Origin of the sequence: Methylobacterium soli (assembly GCF_008806385.1) — a bacterium.
Taxonomy (GTDB): Bacteria; Pseudomonadota; Alphaproteobacteria; order Rhizobiales; family Beijerinckiaceae; genus Methylobacterium; species Methylobacterium soli.
The window spans coordinates 217,364-234,834 of the sequence record NZ_VZZK01000005.1 but is presented as its reverse complement, the minus strand read 5'-3'; the positions used below and the strand labels follow the sequence as shown (position 1 = coordinate 234,834).

General features: G+C 72.5%; 20 protein-coding genes. 6 read left to right on the top strand and 14 right to left on the bottom strand.

What is annotated here, in order from left to right; translation table 11 throughout:
* Positions 1 to 175 precede the first annotated feature (175 nt).
* From F6X53_RS07165 to ygfZ, 5 genes are all read right to left on the bottom strand, one after another.
* A complete protein-coding gene (locus F6X53_RS07165; protein WP_150998821.1) occupies positions 176 to 460 on the bottom strand; it encodes an exodeoxyribonuclease VII small subunit in 285 nt (94 codons plus the stop codon).
* A gap of 166 nt (positions 461 to 626) precedes the next feature.
* Positions 627 to 1,139 carry a tyrosine phosphatase family protein gene (locus F6X53_RS07160; protein ID WP_150998819.1) on the bottom strand — a complete coding sequence of 171 codons (513 nt, stop codon included), beginning with the start codon at positions 1,137 to 1,139 and terminating at the stop codon, positions 627 to 629.
* 38 nt (positions 1,140 to 1,177) lie between these two features.
* Positions 1,178 to 1,771, bottom strand: coding sequence for an HD domain-containing protein (locus F6X53_RS07155; RefSeq protein ID WP_150998816.1), 594 nt, complete (start codon positions 1,769 to 1,771; stop codon positions 1,178 to 1,180).
* The gene (locus F6X53_RS07150) at positions 1,768 to 2,403 is read right to left on the bottom strand and encodes a DNA-3-methyladenine glycosylase I (RefSeq protein WP_150998813.1); all 636 of its coding nucleotides are present in this window, start codon (positions 2,401 to 2,403) and stop codon (positions 1,768 to 1,770) included. Before F6X53_RS07150 ends, F6X53_RS07155 begins: the two co-directional genes overlap by 4 nt.
* Positions 2,404 to 2,524: 121 nt before the next feature.
* A complete protein-coding gene (ygfZ, locus tag F6X53_RS07145; protein WP_150998812.1) occupies positions 2,525 to 3,382 on the bottom strand; it encodes a CAF17-like 4Fe-4S cluster assembly/insertion protein YgfZ in 858 nt (285 codons plus the stop codon).
* A gap of 126 nt (positions 3,383 to 3,508) precedes the next feature.
* Here ygfZ and F6X53_RS07140 point away from each other — a divergent pair, with 126 nt between their 5' ends.
* The gene (locus F6X53_RS07140) at positions 3,509 to 4,843 is read left to right on the top strand and encodes a dihydroorotase (protein WP_150998809.1); all 1,335 of its coding nucleotides are present in this window, start codon (positions 3,509 to 3,511) and stop codon (positions 4,841 to 4,843) included.
* A gap of 164 nt (positions 4,844 to 5,007) precedes the next feature.
* Here the strand turns inward: F6X53_RS07140 and F6X53_RS07135 are convergent, their stop codons facing one another.
* The 5 genes from F6X53_RS07135 to F6X53_RS07115 all read right to left on the bottom strand — a co-directional run bounded on the left by F6X53_RS07135 (position 5,008) and on the right by F6X53_RS07115 (position 8,250).
* Entirely contained in the window at positions 5,008 to 5,262 is a 255-nt protein-coding gene (locus F6X53_RS07135) for a hypothetical protein (RefSeq protein WP_150966610.1), read from the bottom strand.
* Between the two features lie 160 nt (positions 5,263 to 5,422).
* Complete coding sequence (locus F6X53_RS07130; protein WP_150998877.1) at positions 5,423 to 5,863, bottom strand: TIGR02301 family protein; 441 nt, start codon at positions 5,861 to 5,863, stop codon at positions 5,423 to 5,425.
* 14 nt (positions 5,864 to 5,877) lie between these two features.
* The gene (locus tag F6X53_RS07125; protein WP_150998806.1) at positions 5,878 to 6,345 is read right to left on the bottom strand and encodes an NUDIX hydrolase; all 468 of its coding nucleotides are present in this window, start codon (positions 6,343 to 6,345) and stop codon (positions 5,878 to 5,880) included.
* On the bottom strand, positions 6,342 to 7,535 hold the full coding sequence (locus tag F6X53_RS07120) for a hypothetical protein (RefSeq protein WP_150998804.1): 1,194 nt from the start codon (positions 7,533 to 7,535) through the stop codon (positions 6,342 to 6,344). Before F6X53_RS07120 ends, F6X53_RS07125 begins: the two co-directional genes overlap by 4 nt.
* Positions 7,528 to 8,250 (bottom strand): SDR family NAD(P)-dependent oxidoreductase, encoded by a 723-nt coding sequence (locus F6X53_RS07115; protein WP_150998874.1) that lies wholly within the window; start codon positions 8,248 to 8,250, stop codon positions 7,528 to 7,530. Before F6X53_RS07115 ends, F6X53_RS07120 begins: the two co-directional genes overlap by 8 nt.
* A gap of 246 nt (positions 8,251 to 8,496) precedes the next feature.
* Here F6X53_RS07115 and F6X53_RS07110 point away from each other — a divergent pair, with 246 nt between their 5' ends.
* The gene (locus F6X53_RS07110) at positions 8,497 to 9,078 is read left to right on the top strand and encodes a carboxymuconolactone decarboxylase family protein (RefSeq protein WP_150998801.1); all 582 of its coding nucleotides are present in this window, start codon (positions 8,497 to 8,499) and stop codon (positions 9,076 to 9,078) included.
* Between the two features lie 58 nt (positions 9,079 to 9,136).
* On the opposite strand, the gene F6X53_RS07105 is transcribed toward F6X53_RS07110, so the two are convergent.
* From F6X53_RS07105 to pdxH, 3 genes are all read right to left on the bottom strand, one after another.
* Positions 9,137 to 9,811: an invasion associated locus B family protein gene (locus F6X53_RS07105; protein WP_150998799.1), complete on the bottom strand. Its 675-nt coding sequence runs from the start codon at positions 9,809 to 9,811 to the stop codon at positions 9,137 to 9,139.
* Positions 9,812 to 9,822: 11 nt separating this feature from the next.
* A complete protein-coding gene (locus tag F6X53_RS07100; protein WP_150998796.1) occupies positions 9,823 to 11,913 on the bottom strand; it encodes a YadA-like family protein in 2,091 nt (696 codons plus the stop codon).
* Positions 11,914 to 12,112: 199 nt separating this feature from the next.
* Positions 12,113 to 12,760: a pyridoxamine 5'-phosphate oxidase gene (gene pdxH / locus F6X53_RS07095; RefSeq protein ID WP_150998794.1), complete on the bottom strand. Its 648-nt coding sequence runs from the start codon at positions 12,758 to 12,760 to the stop codon at positions 12,113 to 12,115.
* Between the two features lie 87 nt (positions 12,761 to 12,847).
* Between pdxH and F6X53_RS07090 the strand changes: the two genes are divergently transcribed.
* The 3 genes from F6X53_RS07090 (at position 12,848) to fabI (ending at position 15,547) form a co-directional block, all read left to right on the top strand.
* Complete coding sequence (locus F6X53_RS07090; RefSeq protein ID WP_150998791.1) at positions 12,848 to 13,369, top strand: RT0821/Lpp0805 family surface protein; 522 nt, start codon at positions 12,848 to 12,850, stop codon at positions 13,367 to 13,369.
* A gap of 204 nt (positions 13,370 to 13,573) precedes the next feature.
* Positions 13,574 to 14,524, top strand: coding sequence for a DnaJ C-terminal domain-containing protein (locus tag F6X53_RS07085; RefSeq protein ID WP_150998788.1), 951 nt, complete (start codon positions 13,574 to 13,576; stop codon positions 14,522 to 14,524).
* Between the two features lie 162 nt (positions 14,525 to 14,686).
* The gene (gene fabI / locus F6X53_RS07080; RefSeq protein WP_150998786.1) at positions 14,687 to 15,547 is read left to right on the top strand and encodes an enoyl-ACP reductase FabI; all 861 of its coding nucleotides are present in this window, start codon (positions 14,687 to 14,689) and stop codon (positions 15,545 to 15,547) included.
* Between the two features lie 28 nt (positions 15,548 to 15,575).
* Here fabI and F6X53_RS07075 read toward each other — a convergent pair whose 3' ends face one another.
* Positions 15,576 to 16,655, bottom strand: coding sequence for a polyphosphate kinase 2 family protein (locus F6X53_RS07075; RefSeq protein WP_191970727.1), 1,080 nt, complete (start codon positions 16,653 to 16,655; stop codon positions 15,576 to 15,578).
* Positions 16,656 to 16,799: 144 nt separating this feature from the next.
* On the opposite strand from F6X53_RS07075, the gene F6X53_RS07070 reads away from it, so the two are divergent.
* Positions 16,800 to 17,387: a histidine phosphatase family protein gene (locus F6X53_RS07070; RefSeq protein WP_150998783.1), complete on the top strand. Its 588-nt coding sequence runs from the start codon at positions 16,800 to 16,802 to the stop codon at positions 17,385 to 17,387.
* The last annotated feature ends 84 nt before the right edge of the window (positions 17,388 to 17,471 follow it).

The following is a 17,471-nucleotide window of genomic DNA, read 5'->3' as shown; positions in this document are numbered from 1 at the left end:
CGAGAGCGCGCTCTCAGGCAGACGCCGAAGATCAGAGGGATGGTCCAATCCGTCCAGGGGGGAGGTCATCGAGCCAGCCACAGAACCAACCTCATTTGCGGGAAGGGACGCGCGCGCCTTCAGGTCTGCCGGGGGCGGGCCGAAGGTGCGCGGCGGCCGCGTCCATCAGGGGAGCTTACGCGACGTCGAGGGGCGCGACCCCCTCGGGGCTGCCGTCGGGACCCAGGGTGATGCGCTGGATGCGCGCCTCGGCCCGCTTCAGAAGCGTCTCGCAATGCTGCTTCAGCGTCTCGCCGCGCTCGTAGATCGCGACGGATTCATCGAGAGGCACGTCGCCCCGCTCGAGGCGACGCACGATCTCCTCGAGCTGCTCGAGCGCCTTCTCGAATGGCAGATCGGCGGCTCCGGTCGGGTCGGCCGGTGACGCCGGAACGGCGGCGGCAGGTCGAGCGTCGGTCATCCCTCAGGTCCCTTTACTGCGGTTCTAAGTCCGGGCCGAGGCCCGGCACAACCCTGTGGCGGGGGCCTCCCGGCTGATTCGTGGCGGGGGGCGGTGTTTCGGTCACACCCCGGATTTTTGTGTCCGGGCCGATACCGACGGGCCGCCGAACCGCTCCCGCGCGACCTCAGTCGAAGGCGAAACGGAAGGGCTCGCCCTCGAAGGCATCGGCGCCGCGCCCGATCCCGGCGATCGCCGCGACCATGCGGCCCTCGCGTCCGAGGAGCCGGTCCGCTATCTCGACGAGCAGGCGGTTCGGCGTGGCCGAGGGCGAGGCCTGGCGCAGCGCCCGGGCGAGATCCGCCTCGTCGCGCCCGGGATTGAGGGCGCAGCCCGCGATGTAGGCCGCCGCCGTCGAGCGGCTGATGCCGGCGTAGCAATGGATCACCAAGGGTTTGTCCCGGGGCCAGGCGGCCACGAAATCGAGGATCTGGCGCAGATGCGCCTCCCCGGGCAGGACGTGGCCGTCCTGCGCGGCGACGATGTCGCTGACGCCGACGATGCCGTGGCATTCGGGGTCGATTCCCGCCGGCCGCTCCACCCGGGAGCCCGTCGTGACCAGGGTCAGCACGTGATCGGCGCCCGTGGCGGCGACGGTCTCGTGCAGGCGCGAGAGGGAGCAGACGTGAACGCGCGGCATGATTGATCAGGGGTCCGTCAGGATCGGGGATCGAGGGTTCAGGGCGTCATCAGGGCGTGGAAGCGGTCGAGGTAGCGGCCCTGCGCCTCGGCGGTGGGCCAGGGCTCGGCCAGGGCCTCGGTCTCCGGCGGCAGCGGCTCGGGCCGGCCGAAGACGCGCGTCGCCTCCGCGGCCGAGAAGCCGGCGAGCCGCGTCGCCTCGAGCCGGGCGGCGATCCGGTCGGCGCGCTTGACGAGGCGGGCAAAGCCCGGGCTCGGCGTCGGCATGCCGAAGCGGACCCGCATCGCCGACAGCAGGCGCCGCTCCACCGCCTTGTAGGAATCGCCGATCGCCGCCTTGAAGGGCGAGATGATGTCCCCGATCACGTATTCGGGGCCATCGTGGAGGAGCAGTTCCAGCCCCTCGGCCGGCCCGTGCACGGGCAGGAGATGGCGGCCGATCGCCTCGACCAGGAGGGAATGCTGGGCCACCGAGAAGACGTGCGGCCCCGCCGTCTGCCCGTTCCAGCGGGCGACCCGGGCGAGCCCGTGCGCGATGTCGGCGATCTCGATGTCGAGGGGCGAGGGGTCGAGGAGGTCGAGGCGCCGGCCCGAGAGCATCCGTTGCCACGCCCGCGGCGGGCGCATGGTCATGCGGGCCGACGCTCCGCTCCGGCTCGCCCGATCTCGGCGCAGGGGCCGTGGCGATGGCAGCCGACGAGGTGGTCGTTGACGAGGCCGACCGCCTGCATGAAGGCCTGCACGATGGTCGGGCCGACGAAGGAGAAACCCTCCGCCTTCAGGGCCTTGGAGACGCGTCTCGACAGATCGCTCTCGGCCGCGATCTCGGCGCGGCTGCGGGCGCCGCCCTGGAGCGGCGCGCCGTCCACGAAATCCCAGAGGAAGCGGGAGAAGCCGGGGCCCCGCTCCTCGATTTTCAGGAAGGCGCGGGCCCCCGCGATGGTGCCGACGATCTTGGCGCGGTTCCGGATGATGCCGGCATCCTGCATCAGCCGCGCCACATCCGCCTCGGTGAACCGGGCGACGGCCTCCGGATCGAATCCCGCGAAGGCGCGGCGAAAGCCGTCGCGGCGCTTCAGGATCGTGATCCAGGACAAGCCGGCCTGGAACCCGTCGAGGATCAGCTTCTCGTAGAGCGCGCGCCCATCATATTCGGGCACCCCCCACTCGGTGTCGTGATAGGCGACGTAGATCGGATCGAGCCCCGCCCACCAGCAGCGGGCGCAGCCATCCGGATGCGTGATGAGGCCGGTTTCCGCGGACATCGCACCGCTTTAGCGGGAGCGTTGGAAAAGGCCAATCCGTGGCGAGGACGGGGCCGGGGGAGGGATGCCGGGGGAGGGATGCCGGGGGAGGGATGCCGGGGAAGGGCGATCGGCCGGGTGGTCAGACCGCGCTGGCATCCGCGGCCGAGGGCCAGGCGAAGGTCGCGAAGGCCGGCTTCTCGACGCCCAGGGCCCTGCCATCCGCGCGAAGAATCTCCCCCGCCGCGAGGGCGTCGGCGAGGCGGTCGAGGCGCAGCATCGCGAGGCCGCGGCCGGCCGCGTGGCTTCCCGTGAGGCCGAGGCTCTTCTGGCCGGCGCTGACCTCGCTGCCCGCGGGCGCGGCCTCGCCCGCGGGGTAGACGACCGGCACGCAGCGGGTGCGGGCGGTGCCGCGATGCTGCATGCGCGAGACCACCTCCTGGCCGACATAGCAGCCCTTGCGGAAATCGACGCCGCCGAGCTGGTCCATCAGGGCCTCGTGCGGGAAGGCATCGCCGAAGGGAAAGTCGCGCCCGCCCTCGGGGACGGCGAGCGCGATCCGGTGGGCGTGGTAATCCGCCTCCGTGGCATCCGCCGAGAAGGCCCCCTGCGTCGCGTAGAGCCGGGCGCCGAGATCGGGCAGGCGGTCATCCTGGATCCGGTCGATGTCGGCGGCGGTTCCGGCGCCGCCCCAGGCCGCCGCCACCGCGACGGTGGGATCGGCCGCGATCGTCACCTTGGCGCGCAGGCGATAGAGGCCGAGCCGCTTGGCGAGATCGGCCGCGCGCCCGGCATCGGTGTCGAGGCGCAGGCCCTCGGGGATCCGCGAGATCAGGAAGTCGAACTGGATCTTGCCCTGCGGCGTCAGCAGCGCGCCGAGCCGGGCCTCGCCCGCGGGCAGGGACTCGACGTTGCAGGTCAGGATGCCCTGGAGGAAGCCTTCCGCCTCCTCGCCCGTGACGGTGACGATGGCGCGGTCCGGCAACAGGGCGATCGGCATGGCGACTCCGGTGAGCGAGGGGGCCGGGCATTGCGTGGCCCCGGGCGCTGACATAAGCCGCCGCTGCCCAGGCCTCAATCCAGGCCGCCGATCCGATCCCCGATCCGACCTCACGGAGCGCCCCCGATGGACCAGCCCCTCGACCTCCTCCTCACCGGCGGCACGGTGGTGAACCAGGACGGCGCGCACGAGGCCGATCTCGGCATCCGGAACGGGCGCGTCGCCGCCATCGGCGACCTGTCGCGGGCAGAGGCCGCGGAGCGCCGGGATTGCCGGGGCCTGCACCTTCTCCCCGGCGTCATCGACACGCAGGTGCATTTTCGCGAACCCGGCCTCGACCACAAGGAGGATCTGGAATCGGGCTCGCGCGCGGCCGTGATGGGCGGCGTCACGACGGTGTTCGAGATGCCCAACACCAACCCGCAGACCACGAGCGCGGCGGCTCTGGCCGACAAGATCGCCCGCGCCCATCACCGCATGCATTGCGACTTCGCCTTCTGGGTCGGGGGCACGCACGAGAACGCGCACGAGGTCGCGAGCCTGGAGCGCCTGCCGGGGGCTGCCGGCATCAAGGTCTTCGTCGGCTCCTCGACGGGCTCGCTCCTCGTCGAGGACGATGCGGGCGTGCGCGAGATCCTGAGCCGGATCCGCCGCCGCGCCGCCTTCCACGCCGAGGACGAGCCGATGCTGCGCGCGCGCAAAGACCTGCGGGTGCCGGGCGACCCGTCCTCGCACCCGGTCTGGCGCTCGCCGGAGGCCGCCCTGAAGGCGACGCGGCGCCTCGTGGCGCTCGCCGAGGAGACGGGCGCGCGCATCCACATCCTGCACATCTCCACCGCCGAGGAGATGCGCTTCCTCGCCGAGCACAAGGACGTGGCGAGCGTCGAGGTGACGCCGCATCACCTCACCCTCGACGGCACGGAGGCGTATGCGCGCCTCGGCACCCTGGTGCAGATGAACCCGCCGGTGCGCGACGCCGCTCATCGCGACGGGATCTGGTGGGGCTTGAGCCAGGGCGTCGCCGACATCCTCGGCTCCGACCACGCGCCGCACACCCTGGAGGAGAAGGCCAAGCCCTATCCGGATTCGCCCTCGGGCATGACCGGCGTGCAGACGCTCGTGCCGATGATGCTCGATCACGTGGCGGCGGGCCGGCTCTCCCTCGCGCGCTTCGTCGACCTGACGAGCGCGGGGCCCAAGCGCCTGTTCGGCATCGCCCGCAAGGGTCGCCTCGCGCTGGGCTACGACGCGGACGTGACGGTGGTGGATCTCAAGCGCCGCGAGACGATCCGCAACGGCTGGATCGCCTCGAAATGCGGTTGGACGCCCTATGACGGCGTGAGCGTGACGGGCTGGCCCGTCGGCACGCTGGTGCGGGGCGCCTGCGTGATGTGGCAGGGCGCGCTGACCCGGCCCGGAACCGGCGAGGCGGTGCGTTTCGAGGAGACGCTCAACGCCTGACCGCGCTCGTGGGACGCCGCGCGACGCTCAGCAGGCTCGCGCGTGCCGCCCGGAGACGCTCCCGATCACAGGGCCATCGGGAGCGGCGCTCGGCCTTCGATGCGACGTGCTCTGACGCCGATCGCTCTGACGCTGACCTGGCCTCCCCGTCGGCGAAGCGCGACCTAGTGGTGGAGGGTCGTGGTGAAGGCGCCGCCGCGGATGCGCTCGGGGAAGCCCTCGGCGTAGCGGGCGGTCGCCTCCTCGCCATAGGTCGTCACGAGTTCCTGGAAGGCCGCGAACAGGGCGGCCTGCGCCATGCAATCCCCATCGAGCCCGTCGAGGCAACCCTCGGCGAACGCCTCCGAGACGTAGCTCAGCGCAGCGCGCTTTTCGTCGACATCCGCCTCGAAGGGCGCGGGTGCGGAGAGATTCTGCATGGGATCACGGCATCAGTTGCGTCGAGAAAGAGCCTCGACGAGAGGCCATGATGATAGGCGGCCCCGGTTCGCCCGACCAGCCGGGAATTGCGAAGAGGTTAACGCGGGAGGTCGATTTAACCCGAATTTTCCATGCGGCGACGCCTGTGGCGCCGCTGCATCAGCCCCCGAAACGCCCGGCGAGCCCGTGGGAGAGGCGCTCGCCCTCCGCGACGAAACGCCCGGCCGCCTCGTGGGCCGCGGGGGTGCAGACCCGGTACGTGAGGGCGTAGCCGCGAAAGCCGCGATTATAGGCCCCGGCCAGGCGGTCGCGCCGGTTGGGGGTGACGCCCTCGGCCTCGATCAGGGCCTTCATCCGGGCCGGCCACGCGGCGGCATCCGGCGCGGCGCAGAGGCTGCGCAGGAAGGCGAGCGCGCCGATGATCTCGGACAGGCGCATCAGCTCGCGGTCATAGGGCGCGGGGGGCGGCTCGGGCGGCGCCGGCGGCTCCTTCTCGGGCGCCTTGGCGGCGGGCCTGGCCGTGCCGCGCGACTGCGCGAGCCCCGGAGCCGGCGCGGCCAGCACGGCCGCGACCACGACGAGGCAGAGACCTTGGAACACCCGATGACGAGGCCTCACGCCAGCGTCTCCGCACGATGCCGCGCCGCCGCCGCGAAGGCCTCCGCGAGGGTCCCGTCGAGGCCCGGCGTAGTGGCGAGCGCGGCGATCTCCCCGGGCTCGGCCCAGCGCACCGCCAGAGCCTCGGGCCCGGGCAGGGGCTCGCCGCCGCGCCAGAGGGCGGCGTGGGGATGGACCACGTAATGATGGCGCACGCGGCCGGCCTCGTCGCGCACGATGATCTCGGTCGGGCTCAGCACGCCGATCACGTCGGCCTCGACGGCGCCGACCTCCTCCTGCAATTCGCGGAAGGCCGCGCTCGCCAGGGGCTCGCCGGCCTCCACGAGGCCGCCCGGCAGGGTCCAGACGCCGCGCATGGGCTCGTTGGCGCGGGCGGCGAGCAGCACGCGGCCCTCGCGGATCACCGCGATCGAGGCGCCCACGAAGGGGCGCGCCGGGAACAGGCGGGCGGCCTCCGCGCTCACGGCCGGGCGCCGAGCTGGATCTGGGCGACGCGCCCGTCGGCGAGGCCGACGAGGACGCGCAGGCTCGGCCCGGTGCCGATCACCGCGACCCCGGTCGCAGCGGGCGCGGGCAGGGGGATGCGGGCCCGCTCGCGGATGCCGTCCTTCAGGGAGACGAGGGCGAGGGCGGCGCGGTCTCCGGTCGGCAGGGCGAGCTCGCTCACCCCGTCGCGGTCGGCGTCGAGCGTCGCCGCGAGATCGGCATTGCCGAGCCCGTCGGTATAGCCCGGCGCCTCGGCTGCCAGCGTCAGGGCGCCCTTGGCATAGCTCCAGAGCTGCAGCACGTTCGCGCCCTCGGGCGCCCGGACGGCCACGACCTGGGGACTCCCGGCGCCAGTGAAATCCGCGACCGCCGCGACCTTCAGGGCGCCCCCCGGTTGCGGCGGGGTGCGGGCGAGGATGCCCCAGCCGGCCTTCGCGCCGGGGGCGGACGCCTCGCGGCCGACGATCACGAGTTCCGAGGCGTCCTGGCCCGTCGCCGTCACGGCCACGAAGGTGGGGCGCCCGTCGAGCTGCGCCACCCGGGGGCGGCGCGGGGCGAACACGGCATCCGTCCCGGCCGAGATTGTCGCGGTGTCGACCGGCACCGGCTTCGGCTCGGCGCTCATCGCCACGGGCTGGCGCTCGCGGATGGTGAGGCCGGCGGCGTGGCTGGCACCGTCGCCGCCCATCGCCCGGGTCGGTCCGGTGAGGTAGGCGCTGAGCGGTCCGGCCAGCGCGCGCCGGGTGTTCGGCAGCGCCCCGCGCGGGGTCTCGGCCGCCGCCAGCCCCTCGACCGCCTCGGCGCCGAGCAGGGTGGTGCGGAGGCCGCCCTCGACGAGGCTCAGCGCGGCGCCGCCCTCCTCGCCCCAGACCACCACGAGGGGCACCTCACCCTCCTCGGCCGCCGGCGCCGACGGGTCGGCGGTCCGGCCGGCGGCGCCGGGGCGGGCGATCGGCAGCAGGCCCGACGTCGCGACCGCGATCGCGACCTCGCTGCCGGGCCCGCGCAGGGACGTCACCCGAAAGGGCAGGTCGAGGATCGTGACGGCCTGCGCCGTGACGGCCTGAGCCGTGACGGCGTTCGCCGCGGGGACGGGCTCGGCCGCTGCCGCGGGAATGGAGGCGAGCAGCCCGGCGAGCAGCCAGGCCAGCCGCCCGCGCTCAGACATGCTGCCCGCCATTGATGTGCAGTTCCGCCCCGGTCACGTAGGACGAGGCCTCGGTGCACAGGAAGTAGATCGCCTTGGCGACCTCGTCGGGGGTGCCGAGGCGCCGCTGCGGGATCTGCTCGACGAGCTTCTCGGTGCCGGGCGAGAGGATCGAGGTGTCGATCTCGCCCGGCGAGATCGCGTTGACGCGCACGCCGAGCGGACCGAAATCGGCCGCCATCTCGCGGGTGAGGCCGGCGAGCGCCGCCTTCGAGGTGCCGTAGGCGGCCCCCGCGAAGGGGTGGACCCGCGAGCCCGCAATCGAGGTGACGTTGACGACCGAGCCCTTGGCGCGGGTGAGCTCGTCGCAGAGCCCGCGGGCGAGCAGGATCGGGGCGAAGACATTCACCTGGAACACCCGCTGCCAATCCGCCCACGGGGTCGAGATCGCGCCGAGGCGCTCGCCCTCCGGGCCCTTCGGCGAGATGCCGGCATTGTTCACGAGGGCGTGGAGCAGGCCCCCCTCGGCCGCGAGGCGCTCGGCCACCTCCGTGACGCCCCGGATCGTGTCCTCGGCATCGGCGAGATCGACCTGGAGGTGATCCTCCGGGCCCATCTCCCAGGGGCAGTTCTCCGGGAAGGGGTGGCGCGAGCAGGTGATGACGCGCCAGCCCGCGGCGGAGAACCGCTTGACGGTGGCATGGCCGATGCCGCGGCTCGCCCCCGTGAGCAGCATGACGCGCCGACGTTCGTTGGATATGGCCAAGGCCCTGCCTCTCGATCCGCCGACCCGCCCGGCGAGGGTTCCGCCCGCGGGAAATGCAGCCTCTCCGGTGTAAGGGGCGCGCCACCGGAAATCCAGACGCCGTGCCGCGCCGCAGCAACGCTACGGCGCGGCCGCGCCCTTGACGCGGACGGCAAGCGGCCGGATGGAGGCCCCGACCGCTCGCCTTCCTCCACCACCCCGCCGGGACCGAGGCTCATGACGCAACCCGATCCGTCGCAGGACCGTATGCCGGCGATCCCGGCCGAGCGGCTGAACGAGGCCCAGAATCGGGCGGCCGCGGAATTCGAGCGCAGCCGCAGGACGCCGGTCTTCGGTCCCTTCGTGCCGCTCCTGCGCAGCCCGGATTTCATGATCACGGCGAGCAATATGGGGCTCTACCTGCGCTACGACAGCGTGCTGCCCCTGCGCATCAGCGAGTTCGTGATCCTGCTGGTCGCGCGGGAATGGACCCAGCAGCTCGAATGGCACATCCACGCGCCGATCGCCCTCAAGGCCGGGCTCGATCCGGCGATCGTCGAGGCGGTGCGGGCGGGCCGACGTCCCGACGCGATGCCGGAGGACGAGACCCTCGCCTACGCCTTCTCGAGCGAGCTGCGCCAGAACAAGGCGGTGAGCGACGCGACCTACGCGGCTGTGGTCGCCCGCTTCGGCGAGCAGGGCGCGATCGATCTGGCCGGCATCAACGGCTATTACACGCTGCTCGCCATGACGATGAACATGGCCCGCACCGCGCTCCCGGACAACGCGCCGCCGCCCCTGCCGCCGCTGATCGGCTAGAGGCGATCGGTTCAGGCTTCGGAGCCGTCGCATGACGGGTGGCGAGGCCTCAGGCCGGTCAGCGGATGGCAGCGAGGGCGCTCGCGAGGCCGTCGAGGGTCGTGGCGAACCGGACCGGGTCCGCATCCGCGCCGGACCGGTAGGTGATCTCGATCGCCGCACCCGCCCTGATGGCGCCGCGCAGGGCCGGCGTGACAGCGAGGAAGCCGAGGCATTGGTGCGCGTCGCAGCGCGCGAGTTCGACGGGCTGCGGGTCGGAGGCGGCGATGCGCACGGCCAGATCCGGCCGGCCCGGGCCGGCGCGCGGCGCGCGCAGGATGAAGGCGGGGGCGCCCATTCGCGTCGCGGCCAGGGACCAGTTGAAGACGGCGCGCCCCGCCCGGTCGAGGATCGATTGCGAGACGTTGCAGATCTTCTCCCGGCGGCGGAGATTCTCGTCGCAGATCAGGGTCCAGGGCCCGAATGGCTGGATCAGGCGACGCACGCTGCCGCGCGCCGCGCCCTCGGGGAGGGCGATCTCGGACGGCTTGATCCGGTAATTCGGCTCCGCCGCCGGGGTCGCCTCGGGGCGATCCAGGTCCGGCTCGGCCCTGCCCCTGAGCCCAAGCCATTCCTCCTGCTCGGGAAGGGACGCGGCCTCGACGGCTCCGGCGAGAAGCGGGAGGCCGAGGGCCGCGAGGATCGCGGCCTTGGCGCCGCGCCGCCGGGGCCGCGCCGGGTCTGCGGACCGCATCGCGCCGGCTCTCAATTCAGGGTGAAGCTCGCGCCGGCCCCGAAGCCGAAATCGCGGCCCGTGGTGGCGCCCGTGGCGTTGAGGCGCCCCGACCCGTCGGGGAGCGTGTAGCCGAGCCCGAAGGCGCCCGCGCTCTCCCCGCGCCAGACCCCGCCGCCCGCCGCGACGCTGAGCTTGCCCGGCCGGTCGTCGAAGCGCAGCGATGCGGCGGCGAGCCCCAAAGCCGCGGCGCGCCGGGCCTCGATCTTGGCGTTGCCGACCTCGCGCGCCAGCCCGGACACCGCGTTCCCGAGGCCGGTGACGCGCTGGTCCACCCCGTCCACGCGCTGGTCCACCGCGTTCACGCGCTGGTCGAGAACGGCGACGCGCCGGTCGGTGTAGCGGGCGGATTGGTCGTAGCCGGCGGCGACCTGCTGGTCCGTGTAGGCGAAGCTCTCGCCGCGGGCCTTTGCCACCTGCGCGGCCACCTGCCCGAGATTGGCCGCATCGGTCGCCGCCACCCCGGCCGCGACGTTGCGCAGGAGCACCGGCTGGTTCGGATCGCCCCCCGCCAGGGTGACGCTGTTGGCGCGCCCGCCCGTGGACGCGTCGACATCGTACTTCACGCCCGTCGTGTCGAGGGCCGCGAGAGCGCCGCCGACACTGCCGTAGGCGCGCCCGTTGACGGCGTAGCTCGGGCCCGTGAAGCGGCCATCCGCCCCGAAACCCGCATTGCCGCCGAGGGCGCTCGCGAGATTGCCGCCGACGGCGCGCAACTGGCGCAGGTTCACCGCATCGGTCTCGGCGGTCCCGCCCGCCACGTTCGTGATCTGGCGCTCGGCCCCGACCGCGCCCACCGCGATCGCCCCCGCATTCGAGGCCACGCTCGTCCCGGAAAATGCCTCCGCGGCGCCGTTGAGCCCGGCGCGATCGGCCACCGATCCGGTGCCGAGGGCGACGCCCCGGAGGGCGAGGGCGGTGGCGCCGGCCCCGATCGCCACGCTGTCGGCTCCGAGCGCCTGCGCGGCCGGTCCCGTGGTCCGAACGGCGACGTAGCGGCTCCCGGCGGTGTTGAGCGTCGTGATCGCGGAATCGAGGGTGCTGATCGCGCCCCCGACCGTGTTGAGGACCTGGCCCTGCACGGAATATTTCGGCGCCGTGAGGCTGCCATCCGCCGAGAAGGCGGCACCGCCCCCGAGGGCGCCCGCGAGGGCGTTGCCGGCGCCGCGGAGCTGGCGGAGATTGACCGCGTCCGTGTCCTGCGTGCCCCCCGCGAGGTTGGTGACCTGGCGGAGATTGGTGGCGTTGCCGACCGAGACGGCCCCGAGGGTGCCGGCCACCGCCGCGCCGGAGAAGGCCTCCGGGCCGTTGAGGGCGCCGCGCAGGGCCACCGATTCGAAGCCGAGGGCGACGCCGCCCGCCGCGCCGGACTGGGCGCTGTTGCCGAGGACGACGGAGCCCGCGGCATTGCTCGGGGCGCGCGAGCCCACCCCGACCACGATCGAGTCGCTGCTCGCGCTGGTGGTGGAGTTGTTGCCGATGGCGATGCTGTTCGTCCCGCTCGCCGTCGTCTGGGCGCCGATCGCCGTGGAATCGCGGCCGGTCGCCTTCGCGTCGGAGCCGAACGCGATGTTGTCGCCCGTCCCGTCGGGACTCGTGGCGATGGCCTGGCTCCCGATCGCGATATTGGATCCGCCGATGAGCGAACCGGCGGTGGCGCCCGTGCCGATCGCGATGCCGCCGGCCGAGCCCGAGATCGCGTAGGCGGATCCGGCCGCGGCGTTGAACCCTTGGGCAAAGCTGTAGGGCCCGATGGCCTGCGCGCCTTTTCCGACGGCCGTGGCCGCAAGGCCGTTGGCCGTGCTGTTCTCGCCGACCGCCGTGGCACCGGCGCCGGTGGCGCTCGCGCCGGTGCCGGCCGCGTACTGGGCGCGGGCCAGCCCGGACCAGAGCAGGGGAAGGGCAGCGGACAGAAGCGCGGCGGTCAGGATCGCCGCCGCCGGGAGCCTGCGCCCGAGGCCTGCGGAGCCGACCTCGGCCGAGACCGGCGCGGTGGGGACGGGGCGGCCCGGAGCGGTGACCCGGCCGGGGCGGGCCCGGCCGATCGATGCGTGGATGAGCATGGTGGGGAACCGGCGAAGCGTCTTGCCGACAAAATTTTGACGCGCCGATAACCATGGCAGCCTCGGTTTAATCGGCCATGATCAGCATCCCGCGGAAGTCCACAGCCAGATGAGATCAATCTCATCAATCAGAGAGATCACGTAGCCGACCGAAGTTATTTGAGCAGAAAAATATCTTTTCGGGCGGATCCGCCCCGGCTCACGGGTAGAGGCGCGACCGGCTCCAGGGGGCGTCGGGGGCGGCGTCGCCCGCGCGGGTGAAGCGCACCCGGTCGTGCAGGCGGAAATCGCCGTTCTGCCAGAACTCGATGCTGACCGGCTCGATGCGGAACCCGGTCCAGTGCTCGGGCCGCGGCACGGGGGCGTTCTCGTAGCGGGCGGCGAGGTCCGCCACCTCCGCCATCAGGGTCGCCCGGTCGGCGAGGGGGCGCGATTGCCGGCTGGCATGGGCGCCGATCCGGCTCTCCCGGTGGCGGCTCGCGAAATACGCATCCGCCTCCTCCGGCGTGACCCGCGTCACCCGGCCGCGGGCGCGGACCTGCCGGCGCAGGCTCTTCCAGTGCAGCACCAGTGCGGCTTGCGGGTTCTGCGCCAGTTCCTGGCCCTTGGCGGATTCCATGTTCGTGTAGAAGACGAAGCCGCGCCGGTCGACGCCCTTCAGGAGCACGATGCGCACGTCCGGGAGCCCGTCGGCCCCGCTCGTGGCGAGCGCCATCGCGTTTGGGTCCTCGGGCTCGGCCGCCTCGGCCTGCGCCATCCAGGCCGAGAACAGAGCGTACGGATCCTCGCTCAGGGTGAAGTCGGGCGCGGCCTGCGCGGTGGAATCATCGATCCTTAACCGGTCCAAGGTCTATTCCTCGCCTGTGACATCCGGGTCGGGGGCACCGACGTGGAGAATGATCGAGCGCGTCGTCCCGTCGTGAGTTCAGGTGTAATGCGTCGTCGCGACTGTAAAGGCCCCGCCGCAGCGACACAGCGGCTTTTCCGCCGCCAACCCGCCCGGGCGCCGGCCGGGCCGCTCATCGCCCTCTGCCTCCTGGCGCCGCTCTGCGGCTGCAGCCAGCCGCTGCTGATCTTCCAGAGCGAGGCCGCCAAGCCCGCCCCGGCCGCCGAGCTGAGCCCGGAACCGACCGTGACGGGCAGCATCGCGAAGCGGCCGATGAGCTTCGGGGCCGATCTCGGCGAGGAGGATTGGCGCCGGGCCCACGCCGCCCTGACGGTGGCGCTCGACCCGCAGGGCAACGGGCGCCCGGTGAAATGGGACAATCCGGAATCGAGCCTGCGCGGCTCGGTCAACCCGACGGGCCTGCCCTACGTCGCCAATGACGAGATCTGCCGCGACTTCCTGGCCTCGGTGATCACGCCGGAGAACAGCCGCTTCGTGCGCGGCACGGGCTGCAAGCTCTCGGGCGGCAGCTGGGAGCTGAAGCGGGTCCGCTCGGCCAAGGACAGCTGAGGTACGCCCTCTTAGCGATGCGCCCCGAGGAGTGATCTTCCGCCGCATTCGTCTGGGCGGTCCAGATCCCCACCTGCGGCTTGACGCGGCGGGATGTTGCGCCGACTTTTGCCAGTGACTGCGTTGCAAAGAAGCAACACGTCGTCCACATACCCGGACACGTGTCATGATCCGCCATGCGCGGCACCGAAATCCGAAAGTCCGATGCGCAATCCTTACGACGTTCTGGGTGTCCCGAAGGGCGCGAGCGAGGCCGACATCAAGAAGGCCTTCCGCAAGCTTGCCAAGACCTACCATCCCGACCGCAACAAGGACGACGCCAAGGCGAAGGACCGCTTCGCCGAGGCCAACACCGCCTACGAGATCCTGGGCGACTCGGCCAAGCGCGCGCAGTTCGACCGCGGCGAGATCGACGGCGACGGCAAGCCCCGCGCCACCGGCTTCGAGGGGTTCTCGGGCTTCGGCGGAGGCGGCGGTGGCCGAGCCAATTCCTTCGATTTCGAGGGCATGGGCCGCCCCCGCGGCGGCGGCGGCATCGGGGAGGACATCTTCTCGCACCTGTTCGGCGAGGCCTTTCGCGCCGGCGGCGCGGGCCCTGCGGGCGCCGGGCCGGGGGGCATGGGCGGCGGCTTCCAGCGCGGCCCCGCCCGCGGCGATGACGTCGCGGCGGAGCTGAAGGTGACGCTGGAGCAGGTCGCGAGCGAGGAGAAGCTGCGCCTCGGCCTGCCGGGCGGGCGCGAGGTCGACGTGATGATCCCCAAGGGCGTCGTCGACGGCCAGACCATCCGGCTGCGCGGCCTCGGCCAGCCCGGCGGCGCGCGCGGCGAGCCCGGCGACGCGCTCCTGACCATCCACGTCCTCCCCCATCCCCGCTTCAAGGTCGAGGGGGCGGATCTGCGCGCGACCGTCGAGGTGCCGCTGGAGGATGCGGTTCTGGGCGGGGCGATCCGGGTCCCGACCCTGACCGGCGCGGTCGAGATGCGGATGCCCCCGATGACGAGTTCCGGGCGCACCTTCCGGTTGCGCGGCAAGGGCCTGCCCAAGAAGGACGGCAGCCGCGGCGACCTGTTGGCGACCACCGCCATCACCCTGCCGGCCGGCGAGGACGCGGCGCTCACCGAATACGCGCAGGCGCGGCGCGCCCGGGCGGAGTGACCGGCGGGATCGCGGCGCCGCGGCGTTGCCGCCGCGACTTCCTCGCCCGCACTTCCGTCCTCCGCGCACCTCCGCTAAGGATGCCCGCGGCGCGCATGGCCCGTCCGCATCCGCGGCGGGCCGCCCTCCCGGCACGCCGCGGCGCTTCGTTTCAGGTGAATCATGGCGGATATCGACCCGGCTCACGATCGCGACGGCTCCGGCTCCACCGGGCGCGGGCTGCTGGCGGGCAAGCGCGGGTTGATCCTCGGTGTCGCCAACAACCGCTCAATCGCCTGGGGCATTGCCAAGAGCGCGCATGCGCACGGCGCCAAGCTCGCCTTCACCTACCAGGGCGATGCCCTGAAGAAGCGGGTCGAGCCGCTGGCGCGTGAGCTCGACGCGCAGGTCGTCGGGCATTGCGACGTCACCGACCCGGCCTCGATCGACGCCGTCTTCGCGGAAGCCGGGCGCGTCTTCCCGGAGGGGATCGACTTCGTCGTCCACTGCATCGCCTTCTCGGACAAGGACGAGCTGACCGGCCGCTACATCGAGACGAGCGAGGGCAACTTCACCAAGTCGCTCCTGATCTCCTGCTACTCGTTCACGGCCGTGGCGCAGCGCGCCGAGAAGCTGATGCGCAACGGCGGCTCGCTCCTGACGCTGACCTATTACGGCGCCGAGAAGTGGATGCCCCACTACAACGTCATGGGGGTGGCCAAGGCCGCCCTCGAAGCCTCGGTGCGCTACCTCGCGGCCGATCTCGGGCCGCAGAACATCCGGGTCAACGCGATCTCGGCCGGCCCGATCAAGACGCTCGCGGCCTCCGGCATCGGCGATTTCCGCTACATCCTGAAATGGAACGAGTACAACGCGCCGCTGCGCCGGACCGTGACCATCGACGAGGTCGGCGAGACGGCGGCCTATCTCGTCTCCGACATGTCCCGCGGCATGACCGGCGAGATCCTGCACGTCGACGCGGGCTACCACGTCGTCGGCATGAAGAACCCCGAGGCGCCGGACCTCTCCCTCGACCGGGATTGAGACCGGGCGCGCCCGACGGTGCGCGCGGTCAATCCGGGACCGTCAGGCCCGCGATCCCCTCGGCGGCCGCGGGGAATTGCGGGTTCATCGCCTCCAGGGTGTCGGCGATGGTGCGGGCGACGATGAGGTTGCGGAACCACTTCCGGTTTGCCGGCACCACGTGCCACGGGGCGTAGGGCGTCGAGCAGCGGGTCAGCGCGTCGTCGAAGGCCGCCTGATAGGCGTCCCAGGAGCGGCGCTCGACGAGATCGGCCGGATCGAACTTCCAGTGCTTCTCGGGGTCGGCGATGCGGGATTCGAGCCGCTCCTTCTGCTCGTCCTTCGAGATGTGCAGGAAGAACTTCAGCACGGTGGTGCCCGAGGCCGTGAGCAGGCGCTCGAAATCGTTGATCAGCCCGTAGCGGGCGCGCCAGACCTCCTCCGGCACCAGATCCTTCACCCGCACCACGAGCACGTCCTCGTAATGGCTGCGGTTGAACACCCCGATCATGCCCCGCCCCGGCGTGCGCTTGTGGTAGCGCCAGAGGAAGTCGTGATCGAGTTCCTCCGTGCTCGGCACCTTGAAGGACCAGACCCGGCAGCCCTGCGGGTTCACGCCCTCGAGCACCGACCGGATCGTCCCGTCCTTGCCGCCGGTGTCGATCGCCTGGAACACCACCAGGAGGCTGCGCTTGCCCTCGCCATAGAGGCGCTCCTGCAGGCCCTGGATCCGGGCCCGCTCCACGCTCAGCGCCGCCTTGGCCTCGTCCTTGTCGAGGCCGCCATCGGCATCCGGGTCGATGCGCGACAGGAGGCAGGGGCGGCCCGGCTCGATCGTCACGATGCCGGCGGCGGCCGGCGGCAGGGCCGGGATGTGGCCGGCCAGAAGGGCGGGGCTGAGGCCGGCGATCTCGGCGGCGGCGGCGGCCCAGAGGGCGGAGGACGGCGCCGCCTCCCGTGCCGCCTGCCGCGCCGCCTGCCGGGACGAGGCCTTGGACGAGCCCTGGCCGGGCGGCCCCGCGGCGGGGCCGGGTGCGCGCGGATTCGGCTCGCGAGGATCCTGCGACTTTGTTACGCCTGACCTCTCCCCGCGCTGGCCCCGACCATGCTTGCCGTGCTTCTTCGACATGACGAAATTCTGTTGCTCGCAATCGACGCGCCCCGGCAGGGGCACTGAGGAGGGTCGCGTGAGTGCGACAACAATCGGCAGGCTGAGCCGTTCCGGCAAGGGCGGATGCCCTGGCCCATGCCGGGCGGGGGGCTGAGCCCCCGCATGCCGACGATCTATTTCGTCCGCCACGGCCAGACCGACTGGAACGCGGAGGGCCGTCTCCAGGGACAGCGCGACACCAACCTCAACGCCACCGGGCTGCGGCAGGCGGAGGAGGCGGCCGACCGGCTGCGCGCCCTGACGGGCGACGCCCTCGCGGAGACCGACTTCGTGGCGAGCCCCCTGATCCGGACCCGGCGGACCATGGAGGCTTTGCGCGCCTGCCTGAACCTGCCGCCGGAGGAGTACCGCACCGATCCGCGCCTCAAGGAGATCGGCTTCGGCGCCTGGGAGGGGTCCACCTGGGCCGAGATCCGCCGGCGGGACCCGGCCGGCGCGGCGGCGCGCGACCGCGACCGCTGGGGCTACCAGCCGCCCGGCGCCGGGGGCGAGAGCTACGCGATGCTGACCGAGCGCGTCGCGCCCGTCGTCGCGGGCCTGCGCGGCACCACGGTGGTGGTGGCCCATGGCGGCATCGCCCGCGCCATGCTGGTGGCGCTCGGCCATCTCGATCCCTGGGCGGCCCCGCGCATCGGCGTGCGGCAGGGCAGCATCCTCGTGCTCGATGCGGCGGGCTGGCGCTGGGCCTGAGCGTATTCAACTCAGGTTCAAGCAGACGCCCTATATGCCTAGGATCCGCTGCCGGACCGGGGAGCGGAATCGCGTGATCGTCCT